The sequence below is a fragment of the Vibrio sp. Vb1574 genome (genome assembly GCF_033338675.1).
Window position 1 is genome coordinate 16853 of sequence record NZ_JAWOTC010000056.1, and the last position, 12338, is coordinate 29190.

At 44.5% G+C, this 12338-nt stretch carries 13 protein-coding genes; 1 reads left to right on the forward strand and 12 read right to left on the reverse strand.

Annotation, left to right across the window (positions count from 1 at the left end; translation table 11 throughout):
• Window positions 1–4: 4 nt before the first annotated feature.
• The 6 genes from R7O12_RS22085 to R7O12_RS22110 all read right to left on the reverse strand — a co-directional run bounded on the left by R7O12_RS22085 (window position 5) and on the right by R7O12_RS22110 (window position 5120).
• Entirely contained in the window at window positions 5–334 is a 330-nt protein-coding gene (locus tag R7O12_RS22085) for a YbaB/EbfC family nucleoid-associated protein (RefSeq protein ID WP_005380618.1), read from the reverse strand.
• Between the two features lie 82 nt (window positions 335–416).
• Window positions 417–2522, reverse strand: a complete 2106-nt coding sequence (gene dnaX / locus R7O12_RS22090; protein ID WP_318105515.1) for a DNA polymerase III subunit gamma/tau — start codon at window positions 2520–2522, stop codon at window positions 417–419.
• Between the two features lie 8 nt (window positions 2523–2530).
• Window positions 2531–3076, reverse strand: coding sequence for an adenine phosphoribosyltransferase (gene apt / locus R7O12_RS22095; RefSeq protein ID WP_005380615.1), 546 nt, complete (start codon window positions 3074–3076; stop codon window positions 2531–2533).
• Window positions 3077–3238: 162 nt separating this feature from the next.
• Entirely contained in the window at window positions 3239–3625 is a 387-nt protein-coding gene (locus R7O12_RS22100; protein ID WP_373920817.1) for a YbaN family protein, read from the reverse strand.
• Window positions 3626–3658: 33 nt separating this feature from the next.
• Window positions 3659–3790, reverse strand: coding sequence for a hypothetical protein (locus R7O12_RS22105; protein ID WP_005380608.1), 132 nt, complete (start codon window positions 3788–3790; stop codon window positions 3659–3661).
• Window positions 3791–4013: 223 nt separating this feature from the next.
• On the reverse strand, window positions 4014–5120 hold the full coding sequence (locus R7O12_RS22110; RefSeq protein ID WP_005380606.1) for a response regulator: 1107 nt from the start codon (window positions 5118–5120) through the stop codon (window positions 4014–4016).
• A 289-nt stretch (window positions 5121–5409) separates the two neighbouring features.
• Between R7O12_RS22110 and R7O12_RS22115 the strand changes: the two genes are divergently transcribed.
• Window positions 5410–6285 (forward strand): LysR family transcriptional regulator, encoded by an 876-nt coding sequence (locus R7O12_RS22115; protein WP_005384959.1) that lies wholly within the window; start codon window positions 5410–5412, stop codon window positions 6283–6285.
• A 66-nt stretch (window positions 6286–6351) separates the two neighbouring features.
• Here R7O12_RS22115 and purF read toward each other — a convergent pair whose 3' ends face one another.
• The 6 genes from purF to truA form a co-directional block, all read right to left on the reverse strand.
• On the reverse strand, window positions 6352–7866 hold the full coding sequence (gene purF / locus R7O12_RS22120) for an amidophosphoribosyltransferase (RefSeq protein ID WP_005380592.1): 1515 nt from the start codon (window positions 7864–7866) through the stop codon (window positions 6352–6354).
• A 36-nt stretch (window positions 7867–7902) separates the two neighbouring features.
• Window positions 7903–8394: a CvpA family protein gene (locus R7O12_RS22125; protein ID WP_005380590.1), complete on the reverse strand. Its 492-nt coding sequence runs from the start codon at window positions 8392–8394 to the stop codon at window positions 7903–7905.
• Between the two features lie 61 nt (window positions 8395–8455).
• Window positions 8456–9049: an SPOR domain-containing protein gene (locus R7O12_RS22130; protein ID WP_005380588.1), complete on the reverse strand. Its 594-nt coding sequence runs from the start codon at window positions 9047–9049 to the stop codon at window positions 8456–8458.
• Between the two features lie 14 nt (window positions 9050–9063).
• Complete coding sequence (folC, locus tag R7O12_RS22135; RefSeq protein WP_005380586.1) at window positions 9064–10326, reverse strand: bifunctional tetrahydrofolate synthase/dihydrofolate synthase; 1263 nt, start codon at window positions 10324–10326, stop codon at window positions 9064–9066.
• Window positions 10327–10372: 46 nt separating this feature from the next.
• The gene (gene accD, locus R7O12_RS22140; protein ID WP_005380583.1) at window positions 10373–11299 is read right to left on the reverse strand and encodes an acetyl-CoA carboxylase, carboxyltransferase subunit beta; all 927 of its coding nucleotides are present in this window, start codon (window positions 11297–11299) and stop codon (window positions 10373–10375) included.
• A 197-nt stretch (window positions 11300–11496) separates the two neighbouring features.
• Window positions 11497–12291: a tRNA pseudouridine(38-40) synthase TruA gene (gene truA / locus R7O12_RS22145; protein WP_005380566.1), complete on the reverse strand. Its 795-nt coding sequence runs from the start codon at window positions 12289–12291 to the stop codon at window positions 11497–11499.
• Window positions 12292–12338: the final 47 nt, after the last annotated feature.

The window sequence follows — 12338 nt, forward strand, 5'->3', positions numbered from 1 at the left end:
CAGATTAGAATGGCATTTTCATACCTGGTGGTAGTTGCATACCGCCAGTTACAGAAGCCATTTTCTCTTTTTGAGTTTCTTCAACACGACGGGCTGCATCATTGAACGCCGCAGCGATCAGATCTTCAAGCATTTCTTTGTCGTCTTCCATCAAACTTTCATCGATGTCAACACGACGTACGCTGTGGCTACCAGTGATAGTAACTTTAACTAGACCAGCACCAGACTCGCCAGTTACTTCCATATTCGCGATTTCTTCTTGAAGCTTTTGCATGCGATCTTGCATTTGCTGGGCTTGCTTCATTAGGTTGCCCATACCGCCTTTACCAAACATGTTTATCTCTCTGGTTTAATGAGGTGTTGCATCAATTAATGGGGTTATACCTTTGGGTTTTCAACCCCATTCCATTCGATTATTAGATAGGGCGCACACTATCTTTATCAAGCTCTGCAGCAAAACGACGTTCAATAAATTGAACATTTGGATCGTTTTCTAAACTGTTCAGCGCTTGCTGTAATTTCTCTTGGTAGAGCCTATCTCTCAGTTCAAGTGGTGTTTCTCCACTCTCCCCTATTTCGATGCTCATGTGGCACTCTTCACCTAACACGGTATTAAGTGCTTTGAGCAATTCGGCTTGAGCTCTATCAGTATTCAAATGAGCTTGGCTGCTTCTCAATAGTAACGAAACGGTTGTTCCTTCCTTACTATAATGAGAGTTTAGCGCAAGTTGCTCTACCAGCTTAGGGATCTCCATTAAGCTGATGAGCTTCGCCCATTCATTATGTTCTAATGACTCATCGATGAGCTTTTGTGCCATTTCAGGCGTTTTCTCATGCTCAAGTGCCTGCTTGAGCTGCGTAGGTGTCAGTTTTGTATTTACTTTTGTCTCAACAGGCTTGCTTGGACGCCAGCGATACGCTTCCTCAACTTGTGGCTCCGTCGACTTCGGAGCTGAGTTTGGCGACACCTGCGCGGAATTGCCATGCAATTGCGCTACTCGGTCGATAACCGATTCTGGTTGTGCAGATGCCGCTTTAGGCTTTTTTGAGCCACCATTTTGAGGAGTGTTCTGTTGTAGGCCTTGACGCTGAGAACGTAATTGGTGACGTAAACCGCTTAGACCACCGCGCGCCGGTATTGAAACGCTCTCTTGCACTTGTTGAGGTGGCGTTTCATGCTGCGGTGCAGGGTTTTCGCTCATCGGCGGCGCCATATCATACTGTGGCGGAACCGTCTCATATCCACTCGCGTGATATTCAGGTTGTGAATTGGATGAAGGTTGAGGCGCCACTTGTGGTGAGCTTTGTGCTGGACTCGGCTGCTGAGCTCGAGGAGCTGCTACTGTCCGAGCTGGCGCAGCCTTTGGTTGACTGGTACTTTGAGCCGGAGATGACGCTGGCTCGCAGTTACTAGAAACAACATTTGCCCCACTGTTATTTGATGGACGGAACGCCATCATACGCAGCACAATCATTTCCAAACCGACTCTCCCATTTGGCGAGAGGGTCAAATCTTCACGACCTTTCAATGCAATTTGATAGTAAAGCTGAACGTCTTGCGGGCTTAGAGCTTTACTCAACAGCTCAATTTTCTCTGCATCTGGTTGTGCTCGGTCTAACGACGCGGGCAACGCTTGATACATCGCAATTCGGTGTAACTGTGTTGCGACTTGCTGCAACAAACCATCCCACTCAACACCATTTGCCGCTAATTGTTGGATTTTATCCATAGCTTGTTGAGGTTTCTTGCTGCTGATTGACTCTAGTAAGTGAATCGCTTGGTCGGTATCAATCGTCCCCAACATGTGGCTGACAATATCGGCTTGCACCGCACCGTTACCTAAAGCAATTGCTTGATCAGTCAAGCTGAGAGCATCACGCATACTGCCATCTGCAGCATGTGAGATCATACCCAGTGCTTTTGGTTCTGCCGATACTTGCTCTTGACCCAAAATGTAGTCAAGTTGCTGGTGAATATCATCAACGCTGATTGGTTTCAGATGAAACTGAAGACAACGCGACAATATAGTGACAGGCAGCTTTTGTGGATCAGTTGTTGCGAGTAAGAACTTCACATACTCTGGCGGCTCTTCCAGGGTTTTCAACAACGCATTGAAAGAGTGACGCGATAGCATGTGCACCTCATCGATGAGGTACACTTTAAAACGTCCACGAGCAGGTTTGTATTGAACGTTGTCTAACAGTTCGCGAGTGTCTTCAACTTTAGTACGTGATGCCGCGTCGATTTCAAGAAGATCGACAAAGCGACCTTCATCAATTTCACGACAAGTATCACACTTACCACAAGGTGTCGCGGTAATGCCGGTTTCGCAGTTCAAGCCTTTGGCAAACAGCCTACCGATACTCGTTTTACCCACACCACGAGTCCCGCTGAACAGATAAGCATGGTGTAAACGGTTTTGCGCCAGTGCGTTTTCCAACGCCGTCAGGACATGTTTTTGTCCGACAACTTGGTCAAACTGATTAGGACGCCATTTTCGCGCTAAAGCTAAATAACTCATTGAATGTATTAATGTCCTTCAAAATCGCAGATGCTGTACACGTTTAGACCTAGTGCTTCTAAACGTTTATCGCCACCGATTTCTGGTAGGTTGATAACGAACGCAGCGTGCTCAACTTCACCACCCAGTTGGCGAATCAGCTTAGTCGTCGCTTCAATAGTACCGCCCGTTGCCAATAAATCGTCGACAACCAGTACTTTGTCGCCTTCAACGATGGCATCTGTATGGATTTCTAGTGTATCAACGCCGTATTCAAGCTCATAAGATTGAGCAACAGTAGGGCGTGGTAGCTTGCCTGGTTTACGCACTGGTACAAAACCAACACCTAGCTCAAGCGCTAAAGGCGCGCCAAATAGAAAGCCACGAGCTTCCGTACCCACAACCTTGGTAAAGCCCATATCTTTGTAACGTTCAACAAGTAAGTTGATCGTCGCTTGGTATGCTTTCGCGTCTTCAAGAAGGCTCGTCACATCACGAAATAGAATGCCTGGCTTTGGGTAGTCTTGGATGCTTTTGATGCTAGATTTGATCAGTGAAATTGTTTCTGTAGTCATAATACCGATTTACTTAGATTGGCTCATCGCCCTCTCTAATCGCAGTATCACGAGGGCAACGAACAATAGGTTTTCACCACTATGTGCTTATTTTCGTAAAAGTCACAGGCGCTGAAAATACAAACGCCCACTCGAAGAGCGGGCACACTATTCTCTACAATCTTAGTGATTTTCTTCTCGGTCAGCAACCAACTCAATCACAGGCAGACGCATAAACCAGCTGAGTAAAACGATTAGCATCACTAAAAGACCAATTTTTACCCAAACGAGGGGGACAACAACGATTGAAACCATGAAACTAAGCGCAATAAAAATCGCACCACGCTTTTTTACTTTTGAAGTAACAGCCCGATGCTTATGCCAATTGCCGAGAATGGGTCCAAACGTTTTGTGGTTATGTAACCATTGATGAAATGCGGGGCTTCCACGCATAAAACATGCGCTAGCAAGCAAAATAAAAGGTGTGGTGGGTAAAAGTGGAAGGGCTATGCCGGCTATGCCGAGCACAATACAGAGTCCACCAACAGTATTGAAAAAGTAACGCTTAATACGAATGGTGAACTCCGGTACAAAATAGCTAGATTAAAAGCCTGCGTAACCATTCATTACACGAAGCCAGGTTAGCGTTGCAGGAAGTGTTGGGATCAAAAGAACTGCAATAAAACCTAAAAAGTAAAAAATATTATAAGGCTCTTTAAAATCTTTGTCTGCCATGATGTGTCTTCTCACTAGTTGACTTTGCTTCTCCCAAGGCACAGCGTTAAATTATCGTTGCACAAATGGGTCATTATTGTTTTAAGCGCTGACTATACATTAAACAGCCAAATCTAAAAACCAGTAAAAAGTAAGGTTATTAAACTAAACGTATGTTGTTTTGGTGGTTCTAAAAAGATAATAAGCAGCGTAAGGACGCTGCTTATTGGTTTGCAAGTCATAATTATACTAGTCGGGATTTCCGGGTAATACTTAAACTAAAACTTGAAGAACCTAAACACCCGATAGATAACTGTCCTGCAACACTAAGCGGTAAATCGCGGGTGATGAAGTTTTTCATACTTCCTCCCCCTAAACGGTTACCTGCTGCGATGTGTTGATTCGTATTTCCGTCAGACCAATGGCTATCTAAACCCGCAGGCAATATAGAGACCGAGGATGAAGCGAGGTCGGCGACACCAAACACAGCATTGACTGCACCCGCACACTCCGAACACTCAATTCCTTTTTCAATGATCCCTACCATGTCCTTGAGATCAGCACTGAAACTTTTCAAGTTACGGAGATAGTCGTCAAACAATGCCCTAACGAGCAATGTCGTCGCAACTCCATCATTAGCTTGGGAAGCAGAATCAACTAGATAAAACGCAAATTGACCATTCATTAACCAACGATAATCGAAAACCAAGGGCATCACATCCGTCGATTGCAATAAACGGTACGAGCAGCGCCAATCTCCCTGAGCAGCATCCTTTTCTGGCAATAGAGCTTGCAGTAAATCTCTTGCCGCACTCGGATTCTGTTGTAAATATTCCAGATGCCAATACAGCTCTTGTTCATCTGGGATTTCACCACCATCATCAACCCTGAACCACTGACTTGAAAAGTCACGTTGTTCTGAGAAGTGGCTATCGGTATCTTCTAGCGTATTCTCTATCGCCTGAGATAGGTGCTCATAATTACCTATCGGTTTAGGAAGAAAATCTTTAATACCAAATCGCAACGCTTTCGCGACATCGGACATTTCATCCGTGCCTGATACCACGATAAGCGGCATATATGGGTATTCGAGACTAACTTCTTCGACGAACTCGATACCATCTAAGACCGGCATCGATAAATCACATAAGATAAGATCGGGTTGGCATTCCCTGAGTTGTTGAAGCGCTTCTAGGCCGTTTTCTGCTTCTACTACTTTAAAACCCTGACTTTCTAAATAGGCATTGGTTACTTTACGAAATATTGGATCATCGTCCACCAACATTATTAGTTTTTGATTAATCACTTCCTGTGCCGAGACCATTGCCGTTTGACTGTGAGTCTTAAACATACCTTTATCCCTCACAAAGCTCAGTCAAAAAAACAGATTTATTATTAAGTCATTATTTTTGTTGTGTTTACTTCCAGCAAAACGTGTCACAGCAAGACCTGAGGCCGCTTTGCCTTGTTATAAAACTTAGCTCGGAAACTGCATTAATACAAATATTACGGCGTATAACAGTATTTACTCAAACAGGGTTGCTGTGTTCAAATGATGCAACATGTTGACTTAAAGCAAGCTTTGATCACAAAGTTAATTATAAATTAACCGTAATCGGTAATTTAATGTGTCTGGAAATATGAAATTAGATGACTTAAACCTGTTTCGACTGGTTGTCGAAAATGGGAGCTACACCGCAACTTCGCGAAAAACCATGATCCCGGTTGCGACCATCACCCGACGCATTCAAGCGCTAGAAGACTCTGTCAATCTTCGACTATTGAACCGTCATGCTCGCAAACTTTCGCTCACTGAAGCAGGGGAACGTTTTTACCATGAGTGCTCTCCTTTACTACAAAGGCTAACAACCGCAGCAGAGGAAATCACTGACGACTGCCGAGGAGCATCCGGCAAGATTAAGATCTCCGCGCCTTACAACTTAACTAAACGAATGATGATGCCGATGTTCAACAGCTTTATGAAGCAGTACCCGGACATCAACATTGAGCTAACGACAGAGAATAATGCGGACAAGCTTGACCCTACTGAATGGGATGTAATTTTTCGAGTGGGACCGCAACGCGACTCTAGCCTCATCGCGCGTAAGATTGGCGAAGTGAAGGATATTCTCGTTGCAAGCCCTGACTATCTAACCTCAAATCCTGCGCCACACCATGCAGAAGAGCTCTCTAACCATTCATTGCTAAAAGGGTACCCACTTATTAAGTGGACCTTGATTAATAGCAAAGGCGAGTCTGTGGTGAATGTTGATCGTGGTCGTTTTCAAGCAAACGCGCTCAATGTGGTGCGCAGTGCTTGTTCCGAAGGTTTAGGCATCACACTAATGCCAGATGTCATGATCAAAGAGTACATCGAGAGCGGCGATTTGGTACGCGTACTGCCAGATTGGAGTGCAAACCCGCGCGACATTTATATGCTTTACAACCACAAAGACCACCTGCCAGAGAAAGTTCGCCTCTTTATTGACTTTGTGATCGCTTATAACATTCACTAATTAGATAGCGAAAACAAAAAACCAGAGCCAAAGCTCTGGTTTTTTTACGACTTAAGAAAGCGCATCCTATGCGCCTTCGTTATGAAGCTCTAGGTTTGCTAAATCCTGTTGGATTTCAAGTTGTGTTTTCGCATCATCGTTACGAAGACCATCCAAAAAATCTAGGTATTGTTGGTCAATATCACCCGTTACGTATTCGCCGTTAAACACGGATGTATCGAACTGAGTAATATCTTGGTTTCCAAGACCTACAGCCTCTACCAAATCTTCTAGACGTTGATAAATAAGCGCATCGGCACCAATCTGCTTACAAATTGTATCGTTGTCACGGCCATGGGCAATAAGCTCTGTAGCACTTGGCATATCAATGCCGTATACGTTCGGGAAACGAACTTCAGGAGCCGCTGAGACCATGTACACTTTCTTGGCACCAGAATCACGAGCCATCTCAATAATCTGCTCTGACGTTGTACCTCGAACAATAGAGTCATCCACCAGCAACACATTCTTACCTTTGAATTCCGAACGAATAGCATTCAACTTGCGACGTACTGATTTCTTACGTTGTTGCTGGCCAGGCATGATAAACGTACGTCCAACATAACGGTTTTTCACGAAACCCTGGCGATAAGGGATATCGATCGCTTGAGCGATTTGCAGTGCAATGTCGCAAGACGTTTCAGGGATAGGAATGACAACATCGATATCAAGGTTTGCGTAATCTTCACGAATACGTTCGCCCAGCTTTTTACCCATTTCAACGCGAGCGCTGTATACCGAAATTTTATCGATGAACGAATCTGGACGAGCAAAGTACACGAACTCGAAAATACAAGGGTTCAGCTTAGGATTGTCTGCACACTGCTTCGTGTAAAGCTCACCGTCAAACGTTGCGTAAATCGCTTCACCAGGTGCAACATCACGGACGAAATCAAAACCGACCGCATCCAATGCCACCGATTCAGACGCAACCATGTACTCTGCTCTGCCGTTAACTTCACGCTTACCTAAACACAGCGGGCGAATACCGTGTGGGTCACGAAATGCAATCATACCATGACCAATGATCATGGCGGTCACAGCATAAGCACCGCGAATTGTGCGATGAACATTGGTGACTGCGCGGAATACGTCTTCGGTCGTGACATTTCCTTTTACTGAGTCAATTTCGTGCGCCAGTACATTTAGTAATACTTCAGAGTCTGAAGTGGTATTGATATGACGGCGATCTTTTTCAAACAGCTTCTGACGAACTTCGTTAGCGTTGGTCAAGTTACCGTTGTGGGCAAGTGTAATACCGAAAGGAGAGTTTACGTAGAAAGGTTGAGCTTCTGAAGCACTTGAACTGCCTGCTGTAGGGTAACGAACATGACCAATTCCGACCTCGCCTTGCAGGCGTTGCATGTGTCTTGCTTCAAACACATCCTTGACTAAACCGTTCGCCTTACGTAGACGAAAACGATTGCTTTCTATGGTACAAATACCAGCGGCATCTTGGCCACGATGCTGTAACACCGTTAACGCGTCATAAATAGACTGGTTTACAGGCGTTGTGCCCACGATTCCAACAATACCACACATGTCCTAATCCTCGATTTGCGACAGTAGCTGGCACTACTAGATAGTGCCAGACAGAAAACTTGATGTTGCTTGTAAATGCTCGAAGAATGGGGCGATGATACGGCTGAACTCAGGGATCAACTGTGAATCTTTCCACCAATCCGAGCTTGGGAATGCAGTAAACGCATCCATAAAAAACAGCACCGCAGAAACAATTAAGACTCCGCGTAGACCACCAAATACAATCCCGAGAATTCGGTCCGTACCTGATAGCCCTGTTTTTTGTACCAGTTGACCAATGACGTAATTCACCACTGCACCAACTACCAAGGTTGCGACAAATAACGCCGCAATCGCCGCTCCGTTACGAAACATATCATCTTCGATGTTGGTGAAGTACACCGCCAATTTGGCATAGTAATTACTGGAGATAAAAAACGCTCCGAACCAAATCACCAAAGACAAAGCTTCTTTAGCAAAACCGCGAACTAAACTGATCAGAGCTGAAAATCCGATCACACCTAAAATGATAAAATCTATCCAATTCATCTTTTCTTCATCTTAAGTTGGCGCGCATTTTAACAGAAAAAATGCTGACGCAAACGTTTTCTTATGGATTTAATGGCTTAAATTTAAGCAATTGACCTTTTGAACCTGTAATTTTTTGTAATTCTTGAACTTGTCGTTCAAGTTTACTTTTTGACACATCAGGGCCAACAATCACTCTCGTAAACTCGTTTTCTTTCTTTGTGTGAGCTTGATAACCACGCTTTTGCAAATCCGCGACAAGCGCGACAGCATTTTCGTGATTCTTAAGTGCCATCAACTGAATGATCCAAGCTGAATCTTCATATTGATTTTTCTCTTGAACAGGACGAGTGACGACCTCAACTTGCTCTGGTTGTTTGATGACCTCAGGTTTAGATGTTGGCACTGGCTCGGGCTCAGAAACGGCTACTTGAGCATCCTCACGTTCTTGCACTACAGCTTCAACCGGAGAATCCGGTAACGTAATGTCGTCTTCCACTGGCTCTAATATTTCGAAGTTTTCCACATCACTATCAAGTTCTGGTTTGATAGGAATACTGGCAAATTCTTCTTTGTAGTGCAGTTTCTTACCATCTAGCACATCGGGAAGAACAATGACTCCGACTGCGACTAGAATGATGGTGCCGACTAAACGACTTTGGAATTTACTTGCCATCAAAATACCTTTGCTTATTTATTATTTGATTGCCAATGTTCCAATACCTCTCCGACGGTATGGAATGAGCCAACCACCAGAATAACGTCTCCTGCCTTTGCGTGGCTTCTCGCACTCTCGAAGGCGTCAACAGGGTTTTCAAAATGAACTTGCCCATCAGGTAAGTATTGGCACAATTCATCAGCGGTCGCCGCTCTCGGTCCAGTAAGCGACGCTGGATACCATTGTGTTGCAACTGGAGTTAGCGCTTCAATGGTTGCTTTAATGTCCTTGTCATGCAGCATTGCAACCACAATATGGATATTCTTACCCAGATATTGTTGCTTCACTCTTTCTACCAAATACTCAGCAGAGTGCGGGTTATGAGCGACATCAAGGACTATTTCAGGTTCGTGATGCAGTACTTGCATACGCCCCGCCAAACGAGCATTATTCAAGCCATTGACAATATTTATGTCAGTGATTTGCAATTCCGAAGCCCCTAGTGCCATCAGTGCAGTGGCTGCATTTTGTAATGGTAGCGATGGGATTGGTAAATCCTCTAACTCAAATGCCCCACTGCTCCATTTCCAACCATTATCAGTTAGTTGGTAATCGTACTGAATACCTACTTGGAAGAACTCAGAACCAATATCGTCAGCATGAGCCGCCACGGTCGCTGGTGGCGTCGGTTGACCACAAATTGCTGGCTTCCCTGAACGGTAAATGCCCGCTTTTTCAAAACCAATAACATTGATGTCATCACCAAGCCAATCCACATGATCGATCGCTAAGCTCGTAATAACAGAAACATCATGGTCAACAACGTTAGTGGCGTCTAGACGGCCGCCAAGTCCTACTTCAAGTAAGACAACATCAACTTTCTCTACTTGGAAAATACGTAGCGCAGCAAGCGTACCGAATTCAAAGAGGCTAAGGCTAACATCACCACGCTGCTTTTCTACATAATCGAATGCTTCACAGTGCTTGGCATCTACAACGTCAACGCCATTAATGCGTACACGCTCGTTGTAACGAATCAGGTGCGGAGAACTATAAACACCGACTGAATAGCCAGCATCAAGTAAAATGGCTTCCATTAACGCACACGTTGAGCCTTTGCCATTGGTTCCGGCAACGGTGATTACGGTTGGAGCTGGTTTGGTAAGATTGGCTTTGTTTGCTACCGCTTGGACACGGTCTAAGCCTAGATCAATTGCTGAGGAATGAATATTTGCTAAATAATCAAGCCACATCTCTAATGAAGATGTGGCTTGAGGAATTGGGTTTTGGGTCATCTAACTTTAACCATTAAATTCTTTGGTTTTTATGTTAGTTGATACTTTACCCTTTTTCGTCCGCTTCTGGTACAGAATATGGCTCTTCATTTGGAGATTCGTTAACCGAAACCACCAAAGGAGACTTGTGGTTAGTCATCTTAGCGATAAGACCACCCACACGCTGACGCATTTCACGACGGTCAACGATCATATCAATAGCACCGTGATCAAGTAGGAACTCACTACGCTGGAAACCTTCAGGAAGATCTTCACGTACAGTTTGCTCGATTACACGACGACCAGCAAAGCCAATGAGGGCCTTAGGTTCACCGATGTTGATATCACCCAACATAGCCAAACTTGCTGATACACCACCCATTGTAGGGTCAGTTAGAACCGAAATAAACGGCAGACCCTTTTCTGATAAACGCTCAAGCGCAGCACTGGTTTTTGCCATTTGCATAAGAGACATTAATGCTTCTTGCATACGAGCACCACCACTTGCTGAGAAACAAACAAGCGCACAGTTATTTTCAATGGCTGCATCCACGGCTTTCACAAAGCGAGCACCAACGACTGAACCCATTGAACCACCCATAAAGGAGAATTCAAACGCACACGCCACAAGCGGCAGACCAAGCAATTCACCCTGCATCACAACTAGCGCATCTTTCTCACCGCTATTTTTTTGTGCAGCAGAGATACGCTCTTTGTATCGCTTAGAATCTTTAAATTTCAGTTTATCCTGTGGCTCAAGTTCAGAACCTAATTCAACTCGATTACCTTCATCTAAAAATGTTTCCAAACGACGACGCGCTTTCATACGCATGTGATGGTTACACTTTGGACAAACTTCTAAGTTACGCTCTAGCTCTGCATGGTATAAAACCTGTTCACAAGAGGTACATTTAGTCCACACGCCTTCTGGGATAGAAGCTTTGCGTGAACTTACTAGATTGCTTTTCTCTAAAATCTTTTCAAGCCAACTCATGGAAGACCTTTTCTCTCAACTCTTCCGCTTCATTGCGAAAGATATAAATTCGACATAATACCGACGGATTAAACCATATCTTGCAGCTACTGTAGATAAAAAACTGGTTGTACCTATTTTTGATATCGTAAATAGCGTATGTTTTCCGTTCACATTCAATGTAAACACTACCGATATTTTGAAATAAGTTTGTAAAATTAGTTCAAATTATCTGGTAAAAACAGTGGACCGATCGGCACTTCAGGTAACCCAAACTCTTCTGGGTAGTCTACATCTACCAGGTACAGACCTTCCGCTTTCGCTGTCGCACCCGCTAGTTTGCGATCTTTGGCTTCTAATAACCACTTGATCCATTCAGGACTCTCTTCGCCACGTCCAACTTTTATCAAGCTACCTGTGATATTACGAACCATATGATGCACAAACGCATTGGCTTTAATATCAATAACCACATAGTTTCCATGGCGCGTAACGTTCAGGTGCATCAAGTTTCGAAATGGGCTGCGAGACTGACAATGCGCCGCGCGAAACGACGTAAAATCATTTTCGCCGAGTAGGAACTGCCCTGCTTCATGCATTTTTTTCTCGTCGAGCTCACCATGATAGTGACTAACCCCCGAGTTTAAGATGCCTGGACGTAAAGCATGATTGAAAATAATGTAACGATAACGGCGCGCTGTCGCTGAGAATCTTGCATGGAAATCATCTGAAACTTCCTTAGCCCAACGAACCGCTATATCGCTCGGCATGTTCGCGTTTGCGCCCATGGTCCAAGCTACCATTTTTCGAGTAACGTTGGTATCAAAGTGCACAACTTGTCCCGTGCCATGCACGCCTGCGTCTGTCCGACCAGCACACTGAACTTCAACTGGGTGATTAGCGACGACGGACAATGCTTTCTCTAGCTCTTCTTGGACACTTTTCACTTCTCTTTGGCGCTGCCAACCAAAGTAGTTTGTACCGTTGTACTCGATACCTAATGCGATTCTCATCTTAACCTTCGAACTCTAAAATGGGGCGGGAAGTATATACTCAAGTC